This window comes from Microvirga sp. P5_D2, assembly GCF_054049475.1.
In genome coordinates, this window is the sequence record NZ_JBFUMH010000141.1 from 1 (window position 1) to 25,199 (window position 25,199).

A 25,199-nucleotide genomic window follows, 5' to 3' on the forward strand; every position below is an offset into this window, starting at 1 on the left:
GCGTATACCGTGGCTCTGACACCAGCGTATACCGTGGCTCTGACACCATAAGCCCCTGACCAAAAGTTACCGTGACATCGCCGTCTCGACACTGCCGCACGCGGTGGTCGCTATCGTGATCGTCGGGGCCGGAACCATCGCCCTGGGATGGTTTCAGGTCGAGAGGCTCGGGATCAGGCGGGATCAGCCCGTTGTTACGGCCACCACTGTGGCTGCCATTGGTGGCCCATTCTCGCTTGTGAACCATCGCGGCGAGCGTGTGACCCAGGATACCTTCAAGGGTAAGCCGACGGCGTACTTCTTCGGCTTTACCCACTGTCGTCTTGAGAGCTGGTTGCGCTCCTTTGCGGTACTCAACCGCCAAAGCCGACTGCGCAATTGAGTGCCGCACGTTTAATCCAGCATTTTGCGCAGCAGGTCGGAGTGGGCGGCGACATGCTCGCTCAGCAGGGTTCGGGCAGCTTCCGAATCTCCATCCAAAATCGCCTTCGCAATCGGTCGATGGTCGATAGCGCTAATGGCGACGCGACTCGTGTGGCGCCGGCAAAAATACCAGAGCCGCAGCGACAGATTAAAGTGCATTTCAAGGATCGGCAGCAGGAACGAGTTCCTCGCCATCACGTAGATTTGCCGATGGAACTGCGCGTCTCCGTTAATCTTGTCAGAGGATTCGGTTTCCAGAACCAGCGCCTCGGCCAGCGCCATCAGTGTTTCGCCTTCCTCCTTGGTGCCGCGCGCGGCAGCCAGTGCCGCAGCCAGTCCCTCTATCTCGAACCGGACTTCCTTGATCGCCTGCTGGTCGGTGATGACGATCTCGGAGGCGAATATGCCTCTGCGGGGATAGATCGTGACAAGGCGTTCGCGCTCCAGACGCCGAAGGGCTTCGCGGATCGGGGCAAGCCCAACTTCCAAACGCTGACTGAGTGCGCGCTCGATAAGCGGTTCCATCGGCTCGAATTCGAGCTTTATCAGGCCGTCACGCAGTCTATTATAGGCTATGTCGCTAAGTCGATCGCCGCCGGAAGTGCGATTACTGTTGTCGTTTATAACCCTTGCCGCCTTATTTACGTCTTTGAGCATTTTCCCTGCAATCAATACAAATCTGCGAATTAGTGGGCTGGAGAACTTAAACCGTACAGCCAGCGCGAGAATGCGGTTTGCACTTCCGAGCTCCGCGCGCATAGCCTTGCCGATTGAGTGATCTCCCAGTGAAAGCTTGAGCCTCCGAAACAGGGCGCCCCGAAATCGACTCTGTTGACCTCATTGACTTCGATCCTGGATTGATCGTTTCCACCAGCCATGGGAGGCCGCCTCTTCAGCTCCTCCAGTTCACAGGATGTCTTCTGTCAAAAACAGCATTGACAGACAAGAAAAAAGAAGATGAACATTGCAGTGAAATGTCACGGCGAGTGGTACAAGGTGATCAGCCCGATCTGGACTAATCGCGCAGAAGCAGGGTTTCCGAAGCCGGAAACTCCGTATTCAGTAAGTAATTAAAGGACTGAGAGAAGAGGACGAAGATGAAACCAGACTATGATGTAAATCGCTTCTTCAGTTTCCTTGGATACTATCCGTCGGATTATACACCCACGTGTCCGAAGATGCGGACGCTCTCCGTCTATGTTCGTGGCAACCGGCAGCAGCTTGAAGAATTGCTTGATCCGATGCCGTTCGCTCTGAACGACGATCGATTCATCGTCACGATCTCAGACTTCCGAAATCAGTCGCACTTCTCGTTCTTCGACGCAGCGGTGCTCATTCCCGTCCGTTATGGTAATGCCGAAGGCAGCACTTACTACTTTGAATTTGAGGACAATCACGAAACCGTTGCATCCGGCCGCGAGAAATGGGGATACCCAAAGAAATTCGCGAAGATTTCACTGGAGGACGATGAACGGAGCGCAAGGGGCGAGGTCAGGCTCTACGACGAGACGAAGTTTCGTCTTGCCGTCGACTTCGACGAAACGAGCAATAACGCCGCTTGGCGGGATTACAAAGTATTCCCTCACCTCCAGATTCGTGCCGTGTCCGAAATCTACGGCCCGTCCTTCAGCGCCTTCGACATCATCTCCCGTGATACCAGCAAGGATTATGAGCTGATCAGCAAGAGGTTCGGCACGGCCTCGGTGGAACTCGGATCTTCGATCGGTATAAACGGCCGCGTGCTGGAGATCGTTGAGGTTCTAGGCGGCGAGTATTCGGTCGGCAATTTCGCCTCAACCCGCGAGAACGGTCGCGCCAACGTTATCGCTTCGCTCGCGTGAGCGCCGCCTAGCCGGTCGAACCAGCGTTCAGGGCAGGCGCCCGTCGAAGTTGTCCCGATCCTGCAAAAAACAGAAACCTGAGGTTTACAATGTCAGAACAAGTGTTGGGAACGATTCCACACCGCAGCCCGCTCTTCAAGCCGTTGCCGCGCCTCTACGCGAACTTTGAGAAGATCAGCGTTATCTGCCGCGCGCCCAAGGAAGCCGTGCGTCGGGTGCTGCCAGCACCGCTGGACTATGTTTCCGACATCATCGAGGTTTTTGCCTACAAGTGTCCCGAGGTCCATGATCTCGCCGCGCCGGAGGCGGGGCCGCGAAGTTACTTGGAAAGCGGCATCGTGCTGCAGGCGGCTGTCGACGGTGTGATCGGCGGGCATGTCGCCTACGAGTATGTGACAACCGATGATGCCATGGCCCCGGGCCGCGAAATCTGGGGTTATCCCAAGAAGCTTGCGGATGTGGACTGGCAGGAAGGTGAGGCGCTGACCTCGCGAACGATCCGCCGGGGCAACACCTTGATTGACATCGAGTTCATCGAAGGGCCGAACAGCTACGAAAAGCCGGTGCTTCAGCCGCGGATTCAGATCAAACGGATACCGAGAGCCGATGGTGCGGGATACGACGCGCACCAGATTGTGCTGAACTCGCTTGGCAAATGGACGCTGTTTGAAACCGTCACTGGGACAGCCAAGGTCAAGCTCGGCGGCAAAGAGACGATGGACCCGCTGTTCGAGCTGGGGCCGCTCGAGATTTTGGGAGCTGAGAAGATCCGTGCCGAGTTCGAGCTCGCCTATGGTCGCATCTTCAAGGATCTCGGGTCCTCCGAGTAGCGTCGGACGTCGCCGGGACTGTGCGGCCAAAGTGAAGACTTCCGGGGCTCCCGGCAAACAGCCGGACTGCAGGCGACGAAAGGCTTGTGTGGAGCGTACGGGCTGTTGTCGAAGAACACCTATTCCAGAGGAGAACCGCTATGACCAAGCATGTGTGCTCAAGAGCCGGAACCACAGAAAAGACCCTCGCCATGGCAGTCCTGCTTGCTGTTGGGATGGGATCGGCAGCCTATGCACAAGACGGCGCCGACCCCGCCCTGCAAGCGAAGGTGCCGGATGCATATCGTGACGGGCTTGTGGCCGTATACGACCCCCAATATCCGCCGAGCTACTTCATTGACGAGAGCGGCACGATGGTGGGATATGTCCTCGACTTTCAGAAGGTCATAACGGCCAAGCTCGGGATCAACAGCAAGGCCGAACAGGCAAAGTTCGCCGCGATCATTCCCGGCATTCTCGGCGGCCGCTATCACGCCTCCTATTTCCACGCCACGCCGGAGCGTCGCGAGAAGATGGACTTCGTGGACGTCCACCAGACGGGGACCGTCGTGATGGTGCAGGCCGGCAATCCTGCCAGTCTCGATCTCAACGAACTGTGCGGCCACACGGTCGGGGTCACGTCGGGCGGACAGCAGCAGCTTGAGCTGCTGCCGCGGCTCCAGAAGAAATGTGAAGAGCGCGGAGAGCCCGCCATCAAAGACCTGGCATTCTCCGGGCTGAACGAAGGCAGCCTGGCTGTCCGCTCCGGCCGTGTTCAAGGGTGGCTCGGCGATGCTCCGTCCGTCGGCTACATCATCAAGCAGACAAAGGGTGTGTTCGCGAAGACTCCGACTGCCGACCTCACCGGCTATTCGGGATTTGCCTTCAAGAAGGGCGACCCGATGGCGGTTGTCGTGAAGGAAGCGCTTGGCGCCCTGATCAAGGACGGCACTTACATGAAGGTGCTGAACGAATGGAATATGGGAGAAATGGCGCTGGACGCTCCTCGTTCTTGACGGCAAGTAATATGAACTCGTCAGTTCTCAAGAGAACGCCGCCACCGACGACGGCAGCGGACCGTGTGGGTCAAGCGAACTGGAAAATCATCCACCGGCCGAACTATGGCCGGTGGACCGCCGATGCGTTGGTGGTTCTGTTCGTACTCGGTCTGCTGTGGGCCAGTTTCACCAACCCCAACGTCCAGTGGGAGGTCGTTGCCAAATATCTTTTCCATCCGAGCATTCTGACTGGGCTTTGGGTCACTATTAGGCTGACCGTCATAACCATGGTTCTGGGCGTTGTGATCGGCATCTTCTTTGCGATGATGATGCTGTCTCCTGACAGGTTCCTGTCTACCTTTGCCGCGGCGTATATCTGGCTGTTCCGCGGCACGCCGCTTCTGGTGCAGCTCATCTTCTGGTTCAACATTTCTGTGCTTTATCCGCAGATCAACATCGGAGTTCCCGGCGGTCCCTACCTTTTTTCGTTTTCGGGGAACGCGATCACTCCCTTTATGGCGGCAGTTCTCGGACTGGCGTTGCACGAAGGCGCCTATATGGCCGAAATCGTTCGCGGCGGTGTTCTGGCAGTCGGGCGCGGCCAAAGCCTAGCGGCCATAGCCCTGGGCATGACGCGGCTTCAGGCGTTCCGGCGCATTACCCTGCCGCAGGCTCTGCGCATCATCGTGCCAGCCACGGGCAACCAGGTGATCCTGATGCTGAAGACCACTTCTCTCGTCAGTGTCATCGCGCTGCCTGAGCTGCTGTATTCGGCACAAAACATCTATGCGCGGACGTTCGAGGTTATCCCGCTGCTGATTGTCGCGAGCCTCTGGTACCTCTTCATCTGCTCCATTCTGTCGGTCTTCCAGTATTTCCTGGAGCGCAAGCTCGGAAAGGGTTTCTAGATGCACTCTGGGAAACCAATGGTCTTTGCAGAGGGCGTCACGAAATCTTTCGACGGGCTGAAGGTGCTCAAAGGCATCAATCTGGAGGTCGCGAAAGGGCAGGTCGTCTGCCTCATTGGGCCTTCGGGATCAGGCAAATCCACTTTCCTGCGCTGCATCAACAATCTCGAATCGATTGATGCTGGCTGGCTTGCGGTCGATGGCGAACTTGTCGGATACCGGCAGGAAGGCAACAACCTTATCGAACTGCGCGAAAGGGAAGCTGCCTCTCGCCGCGCGCAGATCGGAATGGTGTTCCAGCACTTCAATCTGTTCGCGCACAAGACAGCCATTAAGAATGTGATGGAGGGACCAGTCGCAGTTCGTCGCATGGACAAGCTCGACGCGCGCCGGCTGGCCGAAAAGCTCCTGGAGAAGGTGGGGCTGAAGGACAAGGCTGAATCCTATCCCAGTCAGCTTTCCGGCGGGCAGCAGCAGCGGGTCGCCATCGCCCGCGCGCTGGCTATGGAACCGAAGCTCCTACTTTTCGACGAGCCAACCTCTGCGCTCGATCCCGAACTTGTCGGCGAGGTTCTCGAAGTTATGCGCGACCTGGCGCGCGGAGGCATGACAATGGTTGTAGTCACTCACGAAATGGGATTCGCCCGTGACGTTGCCGATAAAATCGTCTTCATGGATGGTGGCATAGTTGTCGAGTCCGGAACGCCAGATGAACTCCTCGGTGCTCCAAGAAGCGGACGCGTCCGCGATTTCCTGTCGAGCGTTGCCTAGCGCCGGCCAAACAAGGTGCGCGCGAAGCTACGCGGAAAAAATCTAGCCCGTACTTCTATGCCAAGGACATGGAGCGCGTCTGGCGTGTGGCGGAGGCGTTGGAGAGCGGGATGGTGGGCGCCAACGTGGCGGCGTGAAGCAGTCGGGCCTCGGCCGCGAGAGCTCCAAGTACGGCATCGAGGGCTTCCTCGAGATCAAGCACATCTGCCTCGGCGGACTGTAGTCACGAGCGGGCAACCTGAAACATTGAAATCCACGAACACTGGCGTGATAAACTTTGAGATTTGAAGAAGGTCTGGAGTTGGCACTTCCAGGAAGTACGCCAAATGTCTGCTTCCAGATAGAGCCTGTGTCAAAACTCGGACGAGCCTCGCCTCAACGAACTATTTGTACAAGTTCACTGGCCTGTACCGGGGATTTCCCGGTCTATTCGGGCTCGCAAGAAATCAAATTGCTCCACGGGGCGGCCCGTCCACGTTTTGACACAGGCTCAGATATGAGGCGGTCATTCGTCTTAGCGTATGTTGCATGTAACACAGCTTGCTCCGGGGCTTATTGCTTCCTGGTTCAGGTCCAGAGTGAGATCCGCGTGTGTACACGTCGAGCGGAGACTTCTTGTCAAAACTCTCATTCGGCGAAATTCGGCCGCCTTGTAGTCCCRGACCGYCATTTRCAGGYACATTAYGGRAGGAGCTCAGATGTCCGCTTRCRRCSGCAAAGCAGGTGTTCYTGAAGGGTAGGGGAGWYTCCTACTTTGGCTCTGAGCGGTCGTTCAGGCGTAGGCCATTTGCCGCTGGTCTCGCTAGAGTTGGGACAGGGAAAAGGTCGGGCTTGGCACTGTCCCTCAGCAGGGCTGTCAATTGGCTTATTGCAGCAAGGCTATTGCTGCTTACGCCCATCCCTCATATTTATTTAGACTGGAGAGGGTAGACACAGACACTCCTGGCCACCCTGCCAATGTGGCGCCCTCCTCGTCGGCAGAGCAGTGCTCCTCGCTGTGGCGACCCTCGTCCGGGAGCCCGTGGCTTCAGAGTGGCTCCGGATAGGTAACGATCTCGCCGGCGACACTACAAAATATTTCACTTAGTATGTGTGCCATCCGGAGCCAACTGGCAGCCAAGCCGCAAATCGATGTTCCCGACTTGACTCGGCCTCGACGACAATCTGGCCGCCGACGCTTTCTATCTGGTCCCACAGGCCCGTCAGACCAAGCTGCACGGTGTTCTCGATCGCGGTTGGGTCGCCTCCCGCGGGATGTTCAGCAACAACTTCAACCTTCAGGGCAATGCCGTCGGACCGCACTGACACGAGTATGTTCCCGTGATGGCTATGTTGGCCCGCGCTGTCGAGGCACACCTGAACGAACCGGGATGCGCAAACCTTGATAAACTCGGGCACATCAAAGGACGCCGGGATGTCAATCGTGAAGTTAACCGTCGTTTGTGCCCTTCGCTCGTAATCTTGGATGATCAGTCGCAAGGCTTGAGCCGGGGGCAGATTCTTGACTTCCGGGAGTAGGAGACCGGCACTGATGTCCCAGAGATCGCGCAGGGCCCTTGAGAGTGCATCACGGACAATTGGCAATTCGGCTGGGGCCGAGCTCTTGGGGTCATAGTTGGCCAAGTGGACGAGCGCAAAGGTGATTGCCTGGGCCGGTCTGTCCCTGAGGTCAGAAGCGACACGGGGCATGAAGCCCTCATTGCTGTCGCTTGCAGATCGTGCCGAACGTTCAACCCTGGCACGCATAACCTCATTTTGGCGCAAGAGCGTTTTAAGCTGCATGATCCTGTGCGACAGTGACGTCCGCATATGGTCAATCGCCTTGCTCCCTTCAGAGACAATGGAGAACAAAGCACCTAGGAATGCGACGGCGACCAAGGCCGTCACGGCCCAGCTTTGCCATTGCGCGCGGGCCAGTTGGACTTTGAGGGCTGCGGCGTCCTCGTAGAACTCAAGGACCGCGATCACCTGTCCGCTTTGGATGTCACGGATCGGAGCGTAGACCTCCAGCATCGGAAGACCGATGCTGCGTTGTCCCTCGTTCTCTTCATGTTGAAGGTGATCGACTTCTGTCGCAACTGCGCCAGACCATGCCGCCAGTTGCTCCGAGGTTGGGCGGAATCTCTTGCCCACAAGGTTTCTGTCGTTGCTGTAGACGATCAGGCCATCCTGTTTCCAGACCTTGACCTTCACGACATGGCCGCGAACCGCCGGCTGTACCATTGCCTCATTGAGGGCTTTAACGCTGTTTTCGGAAAGAGAGTCGCCCTGAGCGAGCTCCTGAAGGTGTGGCGAGAGGAAGGTATTGATGTACAGGGCGGCTGAGGCTCCCGCCACCTCTGCAACGCCTGTTTCAATTTTCTTGGAAACCCATGTGCCGAGGATAATCATGGCGACCAGGAGTGCCGCGGCCGCGACGAGCGCGAACTGCCGCACGAAGCCATGTTCTATGCGCAAGAACCGCTTGAGCTCGTATGCTTCAACCTTGCCGTCAAAGGTGCCCATTCGAACGCTCCCGTCCAATCTTCGTCCAACTGCTTCGGCCCGAAATCCTTTTGCGCCACACGGCTTGGTTGATGAGCCATTTCAGGCCGATGATCTTTGTCGTCTCGGATTTGGGAGCTGTTTCAGCGAGCAAATCTGTTTTCGAGCTTATCGGCGATTGGTGAAGGGTCGCAATGCGAGCAAGGTCGAAAGCCGGCCCATGGGCACGGCCACTCCGGAGTAGCCCGACTGGGTTAGTGTCCTGTCGGCCTCGTAGAAAGGACTTGAACTAGCATGAGAGGAAGCAAGTCGAATGTCCCTTCAGCAGAGGAACACCAGACGCTCTCGAGGGCAGGCGAATTCCACTTCCTGACCCGAAGCCGGAGTTCCTCCACATGCTGAACTATCAGTGTAGGAGCCTACTTGGCAACTCGTGCCTCGCCCGCCTTGTTCACATGCCAGATCACGACATGGTAGTGGGGCATCTCGACACCGGGATGGCCCTCGTTAAAATAGATTGGTACATGGTCGTTCCGGCCCGCGAACCCGGCTAGATCGAACTTCTTCCGGTTTCCGATATCCTCGATTGGGATCATGTAGATGGTGCTCACCCGCCGTCCGCGTCGGTCGTAGGCGAGAAATGGTCCCGCAGGCAGCGTCTCGGGCCGGACGTAGAGAGCGCCCAGCCCGGGCAGGAAGCGGGGGATCTTCACGAGATCACTGACCCGCTTGAAGCCACGCGGTGGGGGGCCCAAGGGAGCTGGGGAGGTCTGTGCCTCTACCACCGAAGCCGTCAAGATCACCAACAAGCTTGCCGCAGCTAACTGCTTTTTCATGGCCATCATTCCTCAGCCTCGCGGTGCCCGTACAACAGAAGCGTCCTCAGCGTTTGCCTCGCTGTTCGCGCCATTGCAGAAATTCCTCAAACAGACGCTCCGTTTCGGGATCCCTGTCTCCCGGCACCATTCTTCCAGACGTGTCAGATCTCGGTACCGATCCTGTAGAGCCGGTGCCTGACTGGCGTGCCTGCCAAGTCTGAAGCTAGCGCTCGGCTGGCTTGAATCGTCTCCAGTCCGGCAGGACAGCCGCAAGGTTGACCTCCTGCCACCTGGGATGCCGCCGAGCAGCCTGGAACTCAGGGAAGCGGGAGAAGAACGCGTCGACGAAGTTGCCGAGCAGTTCGTAGCGGCCGCTCTTCTCGGGCCAGTTATAGGCAATGAGGACTGTCCCTGCGGCGACGGTCTCGACCCTCTCTCCCCCTGGAATAAGGCCTGGATAGTCCTCGTGATGCAGTGTGGCCGGCAGAAAGAGCGTTGCTCCGGCCGGATAAGGAACTTGAACAAGACGAAATCCGCCCCCGCGCGTGACGTACTCCACAACGGCTGCCGGCTTTGAGGCCAGGACGGCAGTTGCGGCAATCCTGCCCTGCCGCATCTCCTCAATGGCCTCGTTCAATCCGAGGTGAACCTCTGAGACCTCGACCCCAAGCGTCCTGAAGAGATCACGCGCGATGCCCTCGGCGCTGCCGCCGTAATCTCCGAAATTGACCGGCTTGCCGACAAGGTCCGAGATCTGCCGGACGTCCTCGCGCGCGATCAGGTGAAGCTCTTCGTTGAACAGTTTCGTGATGTAGACAAGCTTGCTCTTGAGTTCCCCGAGTTCTTTGCTCTCCTGCAAGCGCGTGAGCAGGTGCTCCTGTGTGATCGTCATGTCGACGCCGGGAAGCGCAAGAACATCCTGGATGTCGTGAACCCCGCCACGCCCAACCATCGGGAGCACACGCAACGCCAGCTCTCCCTTCGGGCCGGCCTCCTGTCCACCCGCCAGGACTCTCGCGATCTCATTGACCAGCGGAAGGGTGCCCCCTTCGGGGCTTCCTGTGACAATCCCGATTGTGTTCGGGTCCCGAGTTGGTGCGGGTTGTTTGACCAATGGTGCCGAGGGTGGAGTTTGCGCCATAACCGGCGACGAGATCATCTCTGTTAGCAGGAGAAGCACCGCGGCCAAACCGCCTCCCCAGAAGTGGGATACACTACCAGGAACCATGCTGGCCTCCTGCTCGTGGCACCTAAACCGTTGGTGGAGGGAGACAGTAGCACAAGCCTTCATCTCCCTGCGCCTACACCCACGAGGTACCCCAGGTCGGTGGCTGAACAGAGGCTTGTCGGGGAAAGCACTTCAGCGGCCGTTTAGAACCGATACATCCTCCAATTTGGCGTCGCTGAACGTCAGGATTTGACACTTCTCGGAAGTAATACGTTCGTCCGCTCGTTGGGCGAGGCTGTGTGGAAACGCGGTGATTTGGTAGACTGTCTGCCAGCTCTGGGAGGCCGCGATGACCCGCTTCATCGAAGGCAAGAACCGCCGGCAGACGCTGCTCCTTCCTGAATGCCTGGACGACTATGTCACGCCAGACAACCCAGTGCGGGTAATTGACGCCTTCATCGACGAACTCGATCTCCAGGCTCTCGGCTTCACCCGGGCCAAGCCTGCCGCCACGGGACGGCCCGGCTACCATCCGGCCATTCTGCTCAAGATCTATCTCTACGGCTACCTGCATCGCGTGCCCTCAGCCGCCGCCTCGAGCAGGAGGCCAGCCGTAATCTCGAACTGATCTGGCTCACCGGCCAGCTCGCACCCGACTTCAAGACCATCGCTGACTTCCGGCGTGACAACGCCGAGGCGATCCGCGCCACCTGCCGCCAGTTCGTGGTCCTGTGCCGCGGGCTCGACTTACTTGCCGGCGGCGAGATTGCGCTCGATGGTTCCAAGTTCAAGGCGGTCAACAGCTACGAGCGCAACTTCACCCGCGTCAAGCTGGCCAAGCAGATGGCCAAGGTCGAGGCGAGCATCGCGCAATACCTGGAGGCTCTTGATCAAGCGGACCAGACCGATGACGGGTCTGCTCCCACCAAGGTCGAAAAGCTGCAAGAGAAGATCGCTGCCCTGCGCGAGCGGATGCAGGTGCTCCAAGCCATCGGCGAGCACCTGGAAGCCAGTCCTGACCAGCAGATCTCGCTCACCGATCCCGATGCCCGTGCGATGGCCACCGGCAGGGATGCGCGGGGCATCGTGGGCTACAACGTTCAGGCCGCTCTCGACACCAAGCACCATCTCGTTGCGGCGCATGAGGTGACGAATGTGGGGCCTGACCGCCATCACCTTGTGGCCATGGCCGGACAGGCCAAGGCCGCGATGAAGGCAGACGCGCTCACCGTGCTGGCGGATCGGGGCTATTATACCGGCGAGGAGATCCTGGCCTGTACGAGAGCTGGCATGACGCCGCTCGTGCCCAAGCCGCTGACCTCACCGGCCAAAGCCGAGGGCCGCTTCGGCAAGCAGGACTTTGTGTACGAGCCCGAGGACGACACCTACCGCTGCCCAGCAGGCGAGAAGCTGATCCGGCGCTTTGCTTCGCTGGAGAAGGGCATGACGATCCATGTCTACTGGACCACCCGGTGCGCGAACTGTGCCCTCAAGGCGCAGTGTACCACGGGCCGGGAGCGGCGGATCCGGCGCTGGGAACACGAGGCGGTGCTGGACGCCATGGAGAAGCAGCTCCGGGCCAGACCCGATGCCATGCAGGTACGCAAGAGCACGGTCGAGCATGTCTTCGGCACGCTCAAGGGCTGGATGGCAGCCACGCACTTTCTCACCAAGGGGCTGAAGACCACGGCGGCTGAGATGGCCCTGCACGTGCTGGCCTACAACATGAAGCGGGTGATTGGAATTCTTGGCGTGCAGGCGCTCCTGGCTGGGATCAGAGTGTGAGGATCACACAGCACCCCGCCTGTGCACAATCGCAATGGGTCATCTGAGCGTGCCGATCTCCGCGTTTTTACACATTGGGTAATCGCGGAGCGAGTCGCCCTCAGGCCACACGGTCAGTGCATGGAAGAGCGGATGGTTGTTCCCCGATAAGATGGAAAGACGGGCTCTCGACTGGACGCCGGGCCCAAGCATCGAACGGAGAACAACCATGGGTGAGTATATTGGTCTTGACGTGTCGTTGAAAGAGACAGCGATCTCGGTGCGGCGGGACGGCCAGAGGATCTGGCGCGGCAAATGCCCCTCGGATCCGARCCTGATCGCGGAAGTGGTCCGCAAGCGCGCGCCCGCAGCCGAGCGGGTGGTGTTCGAGACCGGGCCATTATCGGTGTGGTTCTATCATGCGCTCCAGGCCGAGGGGCTGCCGGCCATCTGCATCGACGCCCGCCATGCCAAGGCCGCCCTCGACATGGCACCGAACAAAACCGACGCCAATGATGCCGATGGCCTGGCTCATCTGGCCGAGGTCGGCTTCTACCGCGAGGTACGGGTGAAAGGCTATGACAGCATGCTGGTCCGCACGCTGGTGACCGCGCGAGCCCGATTGGTCCAGATCACGACCGAGCTGTCCAACCAGATCCGCGGGCTCATGAAGACCTTTGGGTTGGTCGTGCCGCGCGGCAAAGGCGGCACGTTCGAAGCCGAAGTCCAACGCCTGCTGGCCGGTCAGGAGGAGCTTGCCCGGATCATCCTGCCGGTGCTGGAGGCTTGGCGCAGCGTGCGCATCCGGGCTGCCGCCCTGGGGCGACAGCTTCTCGCCAGCGCCCGGCAGAGTGCGGCTTGTCAGCAGTTGATGTCGATCCCCGGGGTCGGCGCGATCACCGCTGCCTCGTTCACAGCCGCCATTGAGGATCCTGTTAACTTCAGCAAGTCGCGCTCGGTCGGCGCCTGGCTGGGCCTGACGACCCGCCGCTATCAGTCCGGTGAGGTCGACTATGACGGCCACATCTCGCGGCGTGGCGATGCCCATCTGAGGGGCCTGCTCTATGAGGCCGCGACCGTGATCCTGACGCGCACTCAGGCCGAGAGCGACCTGCGCCAATGGGGGTTGATGCTGCGGRAGCGGATCGGCTTCAAACGGGCGGCCGTCGCGGTGGCAAGGAAATTAGCCGTCATCATGCACGCAATGCTCAAATCAGGCGAGCCGTTCACCCGGGTGGTTGGCGCCGCCTGACCCAGTCAGAACTCGGATGCGCCTGCCCTGAGGCGTGCTGAGGCGTCCGTGCCGGGACGTAGATGAACCATTCCGTCTAGCCTGTTGCACCTGCGAGCCATCAGGCACGTTGCGTGCGTTCCACACCTTGGAAGGTTCCTCCTGCGAAGCCCCATCATGCGGCGACTGATGTCGACCGCGAAGACGACACTGCTCCCGGCAACCACAGCCTCGGCACCAAAAAGGGCTTGCATTCCAACGAGCGATTAGACGACAGAGTACCTGAGCACCAATCTGGGCGGTGTTGGTGGTCGCATCGTATTGCGGCGCGATTTCGACCACGTCTCCGCCAATGATGTCGAGCCCTTGGAGGCCGCGGAGGAGTTGCAGCACCTCCCGCGGGGTCAGGCCGGCCACCTCCGGCGTCCCAGTACCAGGGGCAAAGCCGGGATCGATGCTGTCGACATCGAAGGTGACATAGGTCGGGCCGTCGCCGATCACCTCGAGCGCTCGCCGGATGATGGCCGGGATGCCCTCCTCGACGACCTCTTCGGCATGGACGACAGTCATCCCGGATTCGTATGAGAACTCCCAAAGATATTCGGCGCCGCCGCGAATGCCGATCTGGATGGTGCGTGTCGGGTCCAGCGCCCCAGCGAGGACCGCTTCGCGGAACGGACCGCCATGATGGAATTTCGACCCTTCATAGGCGCCGGCCGTGTCGCAATGGGCGTCGATATGCACCAGTCCGACCGGGCGAGTGGCGCCGAGACCCTTCAGGATTGATCCCGTGATCGAGTGGTCGCCGCCGACCGAAAGCGGGATCACGGGCGTATCCGCGATCCTGCGATAGCAGGCCTCGATATCGGCGTGACAATCGGCCAAGCTGTATCGGCTGCGCATTGGCACGTCGCCGACATCAGCGACCCGCAATGTGCCCATCGGAGCCACCCGCAGCACATGTTCGTAAGGTCCAACACGCTCGATCCCGCGCACGGCGCGCGGTCCCAGACGGGAGCCAGCCCGGTTGGTCACTCCGAGATCCATCGGGACCCCGATCAGGGCGACGTCCAAGCCTGCGAGTCCCTCGTCCGTCAGGCCGTCGGGCCGAAACGGCGCGTCGATGAAGGTCGTGGGGCCGGCGAATGGCCACTTGCGAGTGTCACCATCGGCAAAGATCTGAGCGGCCACGGCCTTGAAATGCGGGTCGTACATGTCGCCGCTCGCCGCCGATGCGTAGCGCCGACGCAGTTCGTCCAGCTTCGCGATGTCATAAGCCATAGCGGCCCTCCGAGCATTCGAGAGATGACAAACGGGCGGTAGTTCTTTGGACCCGACCCGCGTTGCAGGATAAATTCGCCCCTGAACGGAGGATGCGGTAGGCGGAAAATTCTGCGAGGGCCATAACGCGAACTGAATACCAGTCAATCGGAAGCCGCAGTCGAAGTGGGATAATCCAAAGCCGCATGGTCGCCGGAACAGGTCCGTAGTATAAGCGAAACTTGATGCTCGACCTTGACCCCTATCTGYTGSGCGCCTTCCTGACCGTGGCTGAAGTCGGCACGGTGAACGGGGCTGCGGTATCGCTTAATCGGACGCAGGCCGCATTAAGCATGCAGATCCGCAAGCTCGAGAGCCTCATGGGCACGGAGCTCTTTTCGCGTTCTCCCAAGGGTCTCACGTTGACCGCAGACGGGCTTCTCCTGATGCCCTACGCCCGCGAGATTTTATCCCTCAACGACCAAGCTTGGCAACGTCTCAACGGCAAGGAGATGGAAGGCCGCGTGCGCCTTGGCGTCGTCGAGGACTTCGCCGCAACCCGCCTCATCGATATCCTTGCGGCATTCCGCGATCAGAACCCGAAGGTCCACATGGACATCATCGTGGAACCGAACAAACGACTGGCGGCAATGTTCGAAAACGACAAGCTCGACATCGTTGTCTGCGACGCGACCTCGATCAATCGCAAGCCGGTGCTGATCTGGGGCGAACACTTGCTGTGGGCGGTGAGAGCCGATCTGACCGTGACCACGGCAGCGCCGCTGCCAATCATCATGTTCGAGGCCACTTGCCCTTGGTCGGGACCCTGCATCGCCGCGCTCTCCGGCCGAACCCTGCGATGGAAGATCGTCTGCGAAGCGTCGACGCTGGTGGCCATGGCGGCCGCCGTCCGCGTCGGCATCGGTATCGGCCCGATGCTCGCCGCGACGATCCCCAATGGCTGCCGGGCACTGCATCAGACATCAGACCTGCMCGCTCCCGTCGGGATCAATATCGGGCTCTATACCCGAGCGGGCACCCCGGAGGAGGCGCGCTATCTCGTGGATTTCATCGGACGGCATACCGGTCTCGTCGGGCCCGGTGGACACGTCTGATGATAGGCAGAGCGCCCCGAGGGCGCAGCCTTCAGCTTTGTTGATAGGCCAACGAGGATTTTGCGACTAGCTTCCACTCGGGCTCTGGATTTCAGTAGCCGCTCGAAGTCCGGCTTGCTCGATCAGGGACCGGACTGAATTGGGAATTCAACATGATCGACCTGAAGCGTCCTCGAATACCGTTCGCCGTAAAGGCCTTCGTCAAGCCTGGACCGGCCCTCAAATCTATCGCTGCGGAACTCAGTGGCGTCCAACCACGAGAGGCGCTCGCTGCGACTTCCTGCCAGTGCCGGCTGCCAAATCCGGTTTTGCCCTAAACTCTTACGAAGGACACGCGCTATGACCAAGTTTTCCAATCTCCGTCTGACCGGCCTCGCCGTCGCGGTCCTCGTCGGTGGTCTTGTCTTCAATGCCGCTGCCCGCGCCGATGCCCTGGACGACATCACAAAGGCCGGTGTTCTCAAAGTCGGCGTCTTCGGCGACTTTCCCCCGTTCTCGTCCGTCACGTCGAACATGAGCCTGCAGGGCTATGACATCGACGTGGCCAAGATTCTGGCGGACGCATTGAAGGTAAAGCTTCAGCTTGTGACAGTGACCGGCCAAAACCGGATCCCTTATCTGACCGAGCATCGCGCAGACATCCTTCTGAGCGTGGGCCACAGCGCCGAGCGGGAAAAGGTCATCGATTTCACCGCCGCTTACGCGCCCTACTACATCGCCGTCATCGGCCCGAAAGCCCTGAAGGTTCAGGACAAGGGCGATCTCGCAGGTAAGAGCATTGCGGTCAACAGGGGCACGCTCGAGGATACCTCCCTTACGGAAGCGGCGCCGAGCGGGGCCGACATCAAGCGCTTCGACAACTACAATGCGGTGATCCAATCCTTTCTCGCCGGGCAGGTCCAACTCATGGTCGTCGGCAACGATGTTGGAGCCGGGGTGCTAGCGCGTCAGGTTGCGATGCAGCCCGAGCAGAAGTTCCAGCTCATGACCTCGCCAGACCATATCGGGTTGAACAAGAACGAGCCGCGCTTGAAGCAGGCTCTCAACGAGGTCATCGCAAAAACGCTGGCCGATGGAACGATGAACACTATCTCGACCAAATGGCTCAACCGGCCGCTGGATCTGAAAGATCTCAAGTCCAATGGGCAATAGCCTCGACTTCAGCTGGCTTGGCGACGCCGTCAGGCTGATCGGCGCGGGCGCAGCCATGACGATCTTTCTGGTCGCCGTGACCGCGCTCCTCGGAACAGTCTTGAGCATTCTCGGTGCGCTCGGACGCACGAGCCGATATCCGACGATCCGGCGCATCGTGAAAGCCTATGTCGAGCTGATCCGGAACACCCCGTTTCTGGCGCAGCTTTTCTTCATCTTCTTCGGACTTCCGAGCCTCGGAATTCGCCTCGATCCGATTGTCGCGGCGATCGTTGCCATGACGATCAAACTCGCCGCCTACGGCACCGAGATCGTTGCGGCGGGCCTTGCGGCCGTGCCAACCGGTCAACGCGAGGCTGCTCAGGCATTGGGGCTGAGACCCCGCCTCGTTTTCGTGAAGATCGTGCTGCCGCAGGCGCTGAAAATCATTTTCCCGGCGCTGACCAGTCAGATCGTGATCATGATGCTTGAGTCAGCCGTGGTTTCTCAGATCTCGGTTCGGGAGCTCACCTATGAGGCCGACCTGCTTCAGGCAAGGACATTCCTGGCCTTCGAGACCTACCTCATCGTGACGCTGGTCTATCTCGGCCTGAGCGTTGCTTTGAGGCGCCTGATGTTTGCGGGGGGCCGCAGATTCATCTTTTCAGGACAACCCTGATGGAATTCACGCTCTGGGACATCCTCCGCAACCTCCTGCTGGCCGCGCGCTGGACGGTTCTGCTGTCGCTGGTCGCGTTTGCGGGCGGCGGAATCGCAGGCCTCCTCGTGCTTCTGCTCAGGATCTCGAAACGGCCCTGGCTCAGGCGGGCCGCGGAAATGTACATCGGCGCCTTTCAAGGTACGCCGCTGCTGATGCAGCTGTTCCTGGTGTTTTTCGGCCTGCCGCTGCTCGGCTTCCGCATCGAGGCGTGGACGGCTGCGGTCGTCAGTCTGACCCTTTTCGCAAGCGCCTTCTTGGCGGAGATCTGGCGCGGCGGCGTTGAGGCAGTGCCGCGCGGGCAATGGGAGGCGGCTGCCAGTCTCGGCCTCCACCGCATCCGGCAGCTCCGCCTCGTCATCCTGCCGCAGGCCTTGACGATCGCACGCGCCCCCACGGTGGGGTTCCTGGTTCAGCTCGTAAAGAGCACGGCCCTGACATCCATCATCGGCTTCGACGAACTGCTTAGGACCTCGAACGCCATCAACAATGCGACGTTCCAACCGTTCACCGTCTATGGACTGGGAGCGCTGATCTACTTCTGTCTCTGCTTTCCCCTGACCCAATATGCGCGGATGCTGGAGCCATCGACGGTCATCCCAAGGTGACCCCGTCGTGTTTGACTGGTCCGGTGGTAGACATTGCCGATCCCGAGGTTGCGTGGGAGTTTCTGCAGGATTGTACGCTAAGAGTCCTGAAGTTGGACGGCTCCGTTGCATTAACCTTGGCAGTTTACAGGATTGCGGCCATCTGAGGAGCCGCCCTGTTGTCCCTGTTCAAGCGCCGCCGCTTTCCTGTAGCGGTCATCCTGCTGTGCGTGCCTTGGGATTGCAAATACGGGATCAGCTCCCGCGATCTGGCGATCGTGGGAGTTGGCAGCGTGGTCATACGAGAAGTCCCAGCAGGGGCTGAGCATCGGACTAAAAGACTGATTCCATCTCGGGCGATCACTCGCTCGGCTCGACGGAGAGCTTCACCAAGTACATCGAGCCGATCGCCGACAAGTTCGGGGTGATCATGGGCGCGAGCCGCGCTGCGCTGGATGCAGGCTACGCGCTCAACGACTGGCGGGCCGGCTAAACCGGCAAGGTGGTGGCGCGCGACCTCTACATTGCGGTAGGCATCTTCGCCGCGGTTCAGCACCTACCCGGCATTAACGATTGCAAGGAGATCGTCGCAACCAACAAGGATGAGGAAGGGCCGATCTTCCAATAGGCAATACGGATGTGCCGGGAGCGGGCCACAAAATTGGATCGAGGGAAGGACAGTAATTGGCACATCCCGGAAGTACGTTGAATTTCCGCAACGGGGTGGTTCGCGGACTTCTACACAGTAGCGCTTAAAGGCTCAGTCTGACCCTTTCCAGACCTTCGCTGCTGTGGCTGAAGGTCGGCAATCCTGCCTCCTGATTGCGAACAAACCCTGCTCACTGGACGGGGCTTGGCACTCAGTCCTCAGCGCCCTTTCCGCCGAAGAGCGGCCGCATAAACCGGTAACTTGGTCAATGGGCGCGCACCTGCACGCGCTCGCCGATCTCATTCAGGATCCCATGGAGCACGTCGAAGTCTGGGTGGCGCAGCCGCATCCAGGCATTGGCCATGTAACCCGCTTCCACGGGTTGCGCCGGCGTGCCAGGTGTCGGGAAGTGGTGGCCCACCACCAGGTTGCCGTACTTGCCGAACATTTCGTCAACTCCTTCATAGCCTGCAATGCGCCCGTCGCGGTCGGGCCGCAACGCGATAATGCCGCAGGCATAGTGACGCGAGGGCTCACGGTCAGTGCGGTGATGGCAGACCGCAAGGGCCCATTCGCGGTAGAGATTGAACTCGTTCCCAGCGCTATAACTATCCCACTGCCCAACACCCGGAGGGCGGCAGCCGATCTCGGAGAACTTCAGACCCTTGGGTCCAAAGAACCATTCCATGTGAGTTGCCGCGGTACCGATGCCGAGCGCCTCGATCACCTGCCGTCCCATCTCCTTGACCGCCCCATAGGCGGGCGTGTCCATCCGGTTGGTGGCAATGATCTGAGGCGAGATCCAGCGGGCGCGCATCGCTTCGAGCACGTTCGGGAAGTAATGGCTGATGAAGTCATGCGCGATGCGGCCTTCCACGGTGAGCGTATCGTAGAAGCCCTCGTGCCCCTCGATGAACTCCTCAATCGCCACCGGAGCGCCATCCGCGAGGCCACTTGCCCGCGCTGCGGCCTCGAGTTCGCCTGGGTTCCCGGCGCGGAACGTGCCCTGGGCGCCAGCGGCGGCGCGCGGCTTGATGATCACCGGGAAACCGACCGCTTCGGCGAAGTCGCGCGCCTCCGCCGTGCTCGATACGCCGGCTGAGGCGGCGGTGGGCACGCCCGCGCGACGGAGCACCTCTTTCATCGCCACCTTATCGCGGCAGAGATAGGCGGTTCGTGCCGAGATGCCCCGGATGGTGCAGCGCTCGCGCACATAGGCGGCGGGAAGAATATGCGCCTCGACCGTCGCTTCGAGCCGGTCGATCCACATACGGCTTTGCGCCTCGCGCACCGCCCATTCGAGTGCATCCTCGTCGGTTACCGAGGCGATCTGCTGATAGCCGCCGAGCCAGCTCTTGGCCTCGTCATCAATCCAGTCGTAAGGCCGTTCCCCGATCCCGAGCACATGAGCGCCGATCGACGCGAGGGCGCGCACGAACTCGCGCTGATTGGCGGGGAAGGCGGGCTCAATGAAAAGCACGTTCATGTCGCGCCTGCGTCAGGGTATCAGTTCGTCAAGATAGATCGGCAGCATCTGCCGCCAGGTCGACCAGTCGTGATCGTAGGTGGGTCCCCAGACATCGACCCGGTTCGGCACGCCCCTGCCGCCGAGCAGATGCGCCATGCGCCAGGCCTCGTCAGGATCCTCCCAGCGCCCCTGACCGGATGCCATCAGGATCGAGCGCCGACGCAACACATCGAGGATCGGGCCCTCGCCAAGATCTGCCATGAAGCAGATCGGCGCCGAGAAGTAGTAATCAGCGGTCCCCTGGAAGCCAAGTAGACGCTCGAGATCATACGTGCCGCTCATCCCGATCGCGGCGCGAAAGAGCCAGGGATAACGACAGGTCATCGCGACCGCCTTGAAGGCGCCGATCGACGCACCGGCCGTGACTATCTCGATGCTGTCATCATGACAATCGGTTCGGATCGCCGGAACGACCTCATGGGCCACGTAGTCCTCGAACTGGTTGAGCAGCCAGCAGCGATACTCGACTGAGCCCCATTTCGCCGCAAGCGCGCGCCCGGCGATGCTGTCGCAGGAATAGATTTTGATCCGGCCTGCCTCAATCAGCGGCCCAATCGCGCCGATCAGTCCCATCCGCTCTGGCTCCTCGGCATCGCCGCCCGCAGTTGGGAACAGGAGGACCGGCTGGCCCCAGTGGCCCCAGCGGACCAGCGTGATCTCCTGCTCCAGCCGCGGCGAATACCATCTAGAACCCGTCTTGATCACCGCGCGCACCCTCCTGTTCGCGCCACAGCTGAATGCGGCGCCAGAACAGCTCGGTGAACTCCTCGACCTCGTGCGCCGGGAAAAGGGCACTCACCTTCTGGTGGATCGCATCGCGCATTCGTTCCGAGCCAAAGAATTCGTAGGCAAGCGCGTCGAGGTGGCCGAGCCGGGTGCGGCAGAAATCGCGGAATCGTTCGGTCTCGAAGCGCTCATGTGCGATGCGGGCGTACTCCCGCAGCCGCTCACGGGGCTCAAGGTCGCGGTCGGCGACGGCGTAAAACGGTTCCCAGTCGAGGTTCCGGCGCATTTTGCGCCCAGTCGCGGCACAGAAGATCGACCAGCGCAGGTTCGCCTTAATCAGCCAGGGGAAGTGATAGTGCAGCGAAGTCACCTGGCTGTCCGGGCAGGCATTGGCAAAATCGATGGGATGCCAGACGCCATGGCGCGCCAGCGCCTCGCAGGAGTTGAAGTCCCAGCCGAAGAAGGCATTGATGGTGAGCGTCATGTCCTCGAGCACCGACGCGTCCTCAGGAGGGAGGAAGCCGATATCCATGCGGTAGCGGTCGTGTAGTGCTGCAGAAGGATCGTAGTTCACTTTGCGGAGCTGCGGCCCTAGCCCAACACAGCGCACAAACCAGTCATAGGGCAGGACTGCGGCCTGCAGGTTCATCACCTCGGTGCCGCTGGCGTCGTAGGCCTTCTGGAAGCCAGCAAGATCATCGATCTTGGTTACGCCCTTCCAGCCGCCGCCATGATAAGGCTTCATGAAGAAGGGATAGCCGATCTTGGCCCCAATCTCCTCGAGCGAGAACATGCGGGCATACTGCCTGAGCGTCGCTTCGAGGTCGTCGGTCGCGTCATAGGCTTTGGGCGGCAGCAGCCAAGTCTCGGGGACCGGTAAGCCGAGGCGCATCATCGCACAGTAGGAGGTATGCTTCTCATTCGACTGCAAGGACCAAGGATTGTTGTAGACGTAGAGATCGTTGAGCACGATCGCCTTCTTGATCCACTCGCGGCTGGTTGAATACCAGTGCGTCAGGCGGTCGATGACCACGTCATACTTCACCGGTTGCTGCAGGTTGAAGGGCTCGATCGTTACCCGTTCGCAATGGAACTGCAGCCGGTCGCCTCTGTGCTCGAAATCGAGCTTCAGACCGTCGAGCAAACTCTCGTAGCAGATCGGCCAGCAGATGTCGGCGCCCAGCGACAGGCCGATGTTGACGGTACGTTCGACCATCTTCTCCCCTCCCGTTGCGCGACCGGGAGGGGCTGGAGCCGCCCGCTGATCAGCGCTCTTGTTCCTGCTCCCGACGCAGCACCCACATCAGCCCATCGCGCAGCTGATCGCGCCAGTTGTGCCAGTGGTGCCCGTCCCAGGCACTCTTGAAGAGAACATCGATGCCGCGCTCGCGCAAGAAATTAGCTAGGGCGTGGTTCTCCTCAGCCAATCCCTCGAGCTCGCCCGTCGAGACGAAAGCACGGGCTCCGGGCACCTGCGGTGCCCGCCGCAGAGCGCGCACAAGACGTGCGATACGGTGGAAGACCGGATGAGGCCTCTGCTCCAGCTTGCGTTCGTCGAGGATGAAGGACCCGGACTGCAGCACGAGTCCGCCAAAAACGCCAGGATAGCGGAAGGCGGTTGAGAGCGAGGCAACGGCCCCGAGGCTTGCGCCCATCACAATCCGGTTCTCGGACTCCTCCGAGATCCGATAGCGGCTCTGGAGGACTGGCAAGAGCTCCCGTACAAGGTAGCGCGCATGCCGGTGCCCGCGGGCATATTCACCCATCCGGTCGCGGGTCTGGACCAGGGCCGCCACAACGGGTGGAATGTCGCCTGCGTCAATCAGGTTGTCGAGCGAAACAGACAGATCAGCGTAGGAGACGAAATCCTGGCCATCGTGGATGATGACAAGGGGATAGGGCCGTTCCGCCGCATAGCCGGCAGGTAAATAGACCCGCTCTTCGCGACGCTCTCCAAACGCCGCGCTCCCGACCTCCACGGCTTCGATGCGCCCGGCGGGAGCGCCATGCGGCTCACTCCACTCGGGGCGCGTGTAGCCATAGGTCCGGCACTCCGAATTCTCACCAAACGGATCACGGGCCCGCGCCGGGTTGAGCGGATCCAGGATCCATTCCTCGGCGCCGTGCCGCCCGATCGCCAGCTTGTACTCGAACCGGCCCCCGTCCGTGACAGGCAGACGCAGCAGCCAAAGGTCGGTCCCCGACACCGGCTCGAAGCGGGCGCGTTCACCGGCGTGGATCCATCGCAGGAGATCAACATGGTCAGCCGCGCCCCGCCAGGCGAAGGTCGCCGCCCCAGGCTCGACGAGCGGGAATGCATGGTTCGCCAGGAAATCGTCAATGGCCGCTGGTGCAGGCTGGCCGTCGGCCAGCAGCTCCGCGACCTGCGGGTGCCGCCGTACGGGCGATGCCCGATCGGCTGCGCTAAACCCAGGCTGGCTCAGGTGAATGTTCATGTAACTTGCTAACCTGCTCGATGAGGAGATCGCAGCGGATGTTGTCGAGCGAATGCTCCCGCCGAGCCAGTCAGGTAGGGGGCTGCTGACCGGATTGCAACTCGGCGGGAGAAGCTTCGGAAGGCGCAGGGCTATCAGGCTGCACTGACTGGGCGGCCAGCCAGTCGACTACAGCCACCTGTGCCTCGTGCTCGCTCGCCCCCGCGGCGAGTGCGTCATGGTAGGCCTTGAGCTGGTGATCGGCACTGGTTCCGCGCCGCGCGATGATGCGGGCATGCTCGACTTCGGCGATGCAGCCGAGCGCCTCGGCATGGGGCCGCAGGATCTCGATCAGCTCGTCAATGAGCTCGGGCAGCGGCACGACAATTCCCTTGCCGAAGTCCGCCAGCTCGGCCTCGACGCCGTAGCGCTGCGCCCGCCATTTATTCTCCAGGATCAGGATACGTCGGTACTGGCGCCAGCGCTGGTTATTGTTCCGCAGGTGCAGCAGGAAGGCCAAGATTGATTGATAGAGTGCCGCGATCGTCAGGCCGTCTTCAAGCCAAGTGCAAACATCGCAGATGCGGATCTCGAGCGTCGGATGCCGAGAGCTCGGTCGAAGGTCCCACCAGATCTTCGTTGGATCAGTGACCACGCCAGTCGTGGCGAGATCCTCGAGGAGCTCGGTCCAATCGTTCCAACTCTCGAAGACCTCCGGCAGACCCGACCGGGGCAGGTCGCCGATGATGATCGGCCGGAACGCCTTGAGGCCAGTGTCGTGGCCCTCCCAGAAAGGAGATGAGGTGCTGAGGGCGAGGAGATGAGGCATGAAGTAGCTGACTTGGTTCATCAGGTCGACACGCAGGTTGAGGTCCTCAATCCCGGCATGGACATGCATCCCACAGATTGCCATTCGCCGCGCCAGGCTGCGGTTCTCCGCGCCGAGGATGCGGTAGCGCTCCATGTCCACCGGCTCCTGGTCACGCCAATGCGACCAGGGATGCGTTGAGGCCGCAATCATCCGCATGCCGAACTCCTCGGCCGAAGCGGCAACGGCCTGGCGCAGTTCGAGCAGTTCCGCACGCGCCTCGCCCACCGTGCGGCAGACGCCTGTGCCGATCTCGACCTGGCTCTGCAGGAATTCATGGGTGACGCGGGAGCCGAGGATCTCCTTGCACCGTCCCATAAAGCCTGCAGGCTGTCGTCCCGCCAGCGCCCTCGTTTCGGGGTCAACGAGAAGGTATTCCTCTTCGATGCCGATCGGGAAAGCCTCGTAACGAATGCTCATTTGCTCCTCCCGACCTTGCTACCGGAGCCGTTGGCCATAACCAGCGTCTAACGACACCGTCTGGGGTGTGACGCTATACGCATGATCACTCCCGAAACGAACCCGGCAACGAATAATGGGTTCCGCTAAGGCCAAGGTTCAGCTGCTAGCGTTGCTATTAGAGCGGCATTTGTCGGAGCTTCTGAATCATCCACGAAGCTCAATCAGTAACAAGCAGCAAAGCAGGTGTGGAGGTCTTGTTTTGGCACCAGGCGGACCTTATCGGGATTTCTGGATCGGTGGCGCAAGCAGACCTTCATCCGGGGCGCTCACCATTACTCTGTGACCCAATGCGGAATTTGAAAGCATCTCCTCCATGAGGAATCACCCGCCATGCCGGCTCAACAGAATGTCCTTGGCTTGGTTCACGCGCGCCGCGAGATAGGTCGAACCGCCCTGATCCGGGTGAAGCTTTTTCATCAGACTCCGATGTGCCTGTCGGATCTCATCGGGGGTAGCACCCGGTCGAAGGTCCAGGATCTGGTAGGCCTCTTCAGGTGTCATGGCA

21 protein-coding genes and 4 pseudogenes are annotated in these 25,199 nt (G+C 60.5%); 14 read left to right on the forward strand and 11 right to left on the reverse strand.

Going from position 1 to position 25,199, the window contains the following annotated elements; translation table 11 throughout:
• Positions 1–103 precede the first annotated feature (103 nt).
• Positions 104–382 (forward strand): SCO family protein, encoded by a 279-nt coding sequence (locus tag ACXJKO_RS24230; RefSeq protein ID WP_457093632.1) that lies wholly within the window; start codon positions 104–106, stop codon positions 380–382.
• Positions 383–393: 11 nt separating this feature from the next.
• On the opposite strand, the gene ACXJKO_RS24235 is transcribed toward ACXJKO_RS24230, so the two are convergent.
• A complete protein-coding gene (locus ACXJKO_RS24235; protein WP_457093633.1) occupies positions 394–1,080 on the reverse strand; it encodes a GntR family transcriptional regulator in 687 nt (228 codons plus the stop codon).
• Positions 1,081–1,520: 440 nt separating this feature from the next.
• Between ACXJKO_RS24235 and ACXJKO_RS24240 the strand changes: the two genes are divergently transcribed.
• From ACXJKO_RS24240 to ACXJKO_RS24265, 6 genes and pseudogenes are all read left to right on the forward strand, one after another.
• Positions 1,521–2,264 (forward strand): acetoacetate decarboxylase family protein, encoded by a 744-nt coding sequence (locus ACXJKO_RS24240; protein ID WP_457093634.1) that lies wholly within the window; start codon positions 1,521–1,523, stop codon positions 2,262–2,264.
• Between the two features lie 143 nt (positions 2,265–2,407).
• On the forward strand, positions 2,408–3,094 hold the full coding sequence (locus ACXJKO_RS24245) for an acetoacetate decarboxylase family protein (RefSeq protein ID WP_457093635.1): 687 nt from the start codon (positions 2,408–2,410) through the stop codon (positions 3,092–3,094).
• Positions 3,095–3,234: 140 nt separating this feature from the next.
• Positions 3,235–4,089, forward strand: coding sequence for a transporter substrate-binding domain-containing protein (locus ACXJKO_RS24250; protein WP_457093636.1), 855 nt, complete (start codon positions 3,235–3,237; stop codon positions 4,087–4,089).
• A gap of 65 nt (positions 4,090–4,154) precedes the next feature.
• Entirely contained in the window at positions 4,155–4,979 is an 825-nt protein-coding gene (locus ACXJKO_RS24255) for an amino acid ABC transporter permease (RefSeq protein ID WP_457093637.1), read from the forward strand.
• 18 nt (positions 4,980–4,997) lie between these two features.
• Complete coding sequence (locus tag ACXJKO_RS24260) at positions 4,998–5,750, forward strand: amino acid ABC transporter ATP-binding protein (RefSeq protein ID WP_457093638.1); 753 nt, start codon at positions 4,998–5,000, stop codon at positions 5,748–5,750.
• Positions 5,751–5,800: 50 nt separating this feature from the next.
• Positions 5,801–5,973 (forward strand): annotated as a pseudogene (locus ACXJKO_RS24265) (aldehyde dehydrogenase family protein); the annotation flags it as partial.
• A gap of 860 nt (positions 5,974–6,833) precedes the next feature.
• Here ACXJKO_RS24265 and ACXJKO_RS24270 read toward each other — a convergent pair.
• From ACXJKO_RS24270 to ACXJKO_RS24280, 3 genes are all read right to left on the reverse strand, one after another.
• Positions 6,834–8,255 carry a sensor histidine kinase gene (locus ACXJKO_RS24270; protein WP_457093639.1) on the reverse strand — a complete coding sequence of 474 codons (1,422 nt, stop codon included), beginning with the start codon at positions 8,253–8,255 and terminating at the stop codon, positions 6,834–6,836.
• Positions 8,256–8,653: 398 nt separating this feature from the next.
• Positions 8,654–9,070, reverse strand: coding sequence for a DUF5602 domain-containing protein (locus ACXJKO_RS24275; RefSeq protein ID WP_457093640.1), 417 nt, complete (start codon positions 9,068–9,070; stop codon positions 8,654–8,656).
• Between the two features lie 205 nt (positions 9,071–9,275).
• A complete protein-coding gene (locus ACXJKO_RS24280; RefSeq protein ID WP_457093651.1) occupies positions 9,276–10,013 on the reverse strand; it encodes a TAXI family TRAP transporter solute-binding subunit in 738 nt (245 codons plus the stop codon).
• A 556-nt stretch (positions 10,014–10,569) separates the two neighbouring features.
• Here ACXJKO_RS24280 and ACXJKO_RS24285 point away from each other — a divergent pair.
• Positions 10,570–12,005, forward strand: a pseudogene (locus tag ACXJKO_RS24285) (IS1182 family transposase).
• A 208-nt stretch (positions 12,006–12,213) separates the two neighbouring features.
• On the forward strand, positions 12,214–13,236 hold the full coding sequence (locus ACXJKO_RS24290) for an IS110 family RNA-guided transposase (RefSeq protein WP_457093641.1): 1,023 nt from the start codon (positions 12,214–12,216) through the stop codon (positions 13,234–13,236).
• 222 nt (positions 13,237–13,458) lie between these two features.
• Here the strand turns inward: ACXJKO_RS24290 and ACXJKO_RS24295 are convergent.
• A pseudogene (locus ACXJKO_RS24295) lies at positions 13,459–14,496 on the reverse strand (arginase family protein); the annotation flags it as partial.
• A 224-nt stretch (positions 14,497–14,720) separates the two neighbouring features.
• Here ACXJKO_RS24295 and ACXJKO_RS24300 point away from each other — a divergent pair.
• The 5 genes and pseudogenes from ACXJKO_RS24300 to ACXJKO_RS24320 all read left to right on the forward strand — a co-directional run.
• The gene (locus tag ACXJKO_RS24300) at positions 14,721–15,590 is read left to right on the forward strand and encodes a LysR substrate-binding domain-containing protein (RefSeq protein WP_457093642.1); all 870 of its coding nucleotides are present in this window, start codon (positions 14,721–14,723) and stop codon (positions 15,588–15,590) included.
• A gap of 339 nt (positions 15,591–15,929) precedes the next feature.
• The gene (locus ACXJKO_RS24305; RefSeq protein ID WP_457093643.1) at positions 15,930–16,742 is read left to right on the forward strand and encodes a transporter substrate-binding domain-containing protein; all 813 of its coding nucleotides are present in this window, start codon (positions 15,930–15,932) and stop codon (positions 16,740–16,742) included.
• A complete protein-coding gene (locus tag ACXJKO_RS24310) occupies positions 16,732–17,400 on the forward strand; it encodes an amino acid ABC transporter permease (protein ID WP_457093644.1) in 669 nt (222 codons plus the stop codon). Before ACXJKO_RS24305 ends, ACXJKO_RS24310 begins: the two co-directional genes overlap by 11 nt.
• Positions 17,397–18,047 (forward strand): amino acid ABC transporter permease, encoded by a 651-nt coding sequence (locus ACXJKO_RS24315; RefSeq protein WP_457093652.1) that lies wholly within the window; start codon positions 17,397–17,399, stop codon positions 18,045–18,047. Before ACXJKO_RS24310 ends, ACXJKO_RS24315 begins: the two co-directional genes overlap by 4 nt.
• Positions 18,048–18,375: 328 nt before the next feature.
• A pseudogene (locus tag ACXJKO_RS24320) lies at positions 18,376–18,651 on the forward strand (FAD-binding protein); the annotation flags it as partial.
• 289 nt (positions 18,652–18,940) lie between these two features.
• On the opposite strand, the gene ACXJKO_RS24325 reads toward ACXJKO_RS24320, so the two are convergent.
• The 6 genes from ACXJKO_RS24325 to ACXJKO_RS24350 all read right to left on the reverse strand — a co-directional run.
• A complete protein-coding gene (locus ACXJKO_RS24325; RefSeq protein WP_457093645.1) occupies positions 18,941–20,161 on the reverse strand; it encodes an ATP-grasp domain-containing protein in 1,221 nt (406 codons plus the stop codon).
• Between the two features lie 12 nt (positions 20,162–20,173).
• Entirely contained in the window at positions 20,174–20,908 is a 735-nt protein-coding gene (locus ACXJKO_RS24330) for an esterase family protein (protein WP_457093646.1), read from the reverse strand.
• Positions 20,889–22,145: an ATP-grasp domain-containing protein gene (locus tag ACXJKO_RS24335; protein ID WP_457093647.1), complete on the reverse strand. Its 1,257-nt coding sequence runs from the start codon at positions 22,143–22,145 to the stop codon at positions 20,889–20,891. The genes ACXJKO_RS24330 and ACXJKO_RS24335 overlap by 20 nt, the downstream gene beginning before the upstream one ends.
• 49 nt (positions 22,146–22,194) lie before the next feature.
• Positions 22,195–23,385: an alpha/beta hydrolase gene (locus tag ACXJKO_RS24340; RefSeq protein ID WP_457093648.1), complete on the reverse strand. Its 1,191-nt coding sequence runs from the start codon at positions 23,383–23,385 to the stop codon at positions 22,195–22,197.
• Positions 23,386–23,455: 70 nt separating this feature from the next.
• Positions 23,456–24,652, reverse strand: coding sequence for a carboxylate-amine ligase (locus tag ACXJKO_RS24345; protein WP_457093649.1), 1,197 nt, complete (start codon positions 24,650–24,652; stop codon positions 23,456–23,458).
• A 363-nt stretch (positions 24,653–25,015) separates the two neighbouring features.
• Positions 25,016–25,199 (reverse strand): DnaJ domain-containing protein (locus tag ACXJKO_RS24350; RefSeq protein WP_457093650.1); only part of this gene is annotated, 184 nt, incomplete at its 5' end.

What these genes read in the sequence shown, in the direction of transcription:
- ACXJKO_RS24235 (WP_457093633.1), bottom strand. Translation starts at nt 1,080, where the DNA reads ATGCTCAAAGACGTAAATAAGGCGGCAAGGGTTATAAACGACAACAGT.
- ACXJKO_RS24250 (WP_457093636.1), top strand. Translation starts at nt 3,235, where the DNA reads ATGACCAAGCATGTGTGCTCAAGAGCCGGAACCACAGAAAAGACCCTC.
- ACXJKO_RS24310 (WP_457093644.1), top strand. Translation starts at nt 16,732, where the DNA reads ATGGGCAATAGCCTCGACTTCAGCTGGCTTGGCGACGCCGTCAGGCTG.
- ACXJKO_RS24260 (WP_457093638.1), top strand. Translation starts at nt 4,998, where the DNA reads ATGGTCTTTGCAGAGGGCGTCACGAAATCTTTCGACGGGCTGAAGGTG.
- ACXJKO_RS24325 (WP_457093645.1), bottom strand. Translation starts at nt 20,161, where the DNA reads ATGAACGTGCTTTTCATTGAGCCCGCCTTCCCCGCCAATCAGCGCGAG.
- ACXJKO_RS24335 (WP_457093647.1), bottom strand. Translation starts at nt 22,145, where the DNA reads ATGGTCGAACGTACCGTCAACATCGGCCTGTCGCTGGGCGCCGACATC.
- ACXJKO_RS24275 (WP_457093640.1), bottom strand. Translation starts at nt 9,070, where the DNA reads ATGAAAAAGCAGTTAGCTGCGGCAAGCTTGTTGGTGATCTTGACGGCT.
- ACXJKO_RS24340 (WP_457093648.1), bottom strand. Translation starts at nt 23,385, where the DNA reads ATGAACATTCACCTGAGCCAGCCTGGGTTTAGCGCAGCCGATCGGGCA.
- ACXJKO_RS24305 (WP_457093643.1), top strand. Translation starts at nt 15,930, where the DNA reads ATGACCAAGTTTTCCAATCTCCGTCTGACCGGCCTCGCCGTCGCGGTC.
- ACXJKO_RS24270 (WP_457093639.1), bottom strand. Translation starts at nt 8,255, where the DNA reads ATGGGCACCTTTGACGGCAAGGTTGAAGCATACGAGCTCAAGCGGTTC.
- ACXJKO_RS24240 (WP_457093634.1), top strand. Translation starts at nt 1,521, where the DNA reads ATGAAACCAGACTATGATGTAAATCGCTTCTTCAGTTTCCTTGGATAC.
- ACXJKO_RS24345 (WP_457093649.1), bottom strand. Translation starts at nt 24,652, where the DNA reads ATGAGCATTCGTTACGAGGCTTTCCCGATCGGCATCGAAGAGGAATAC.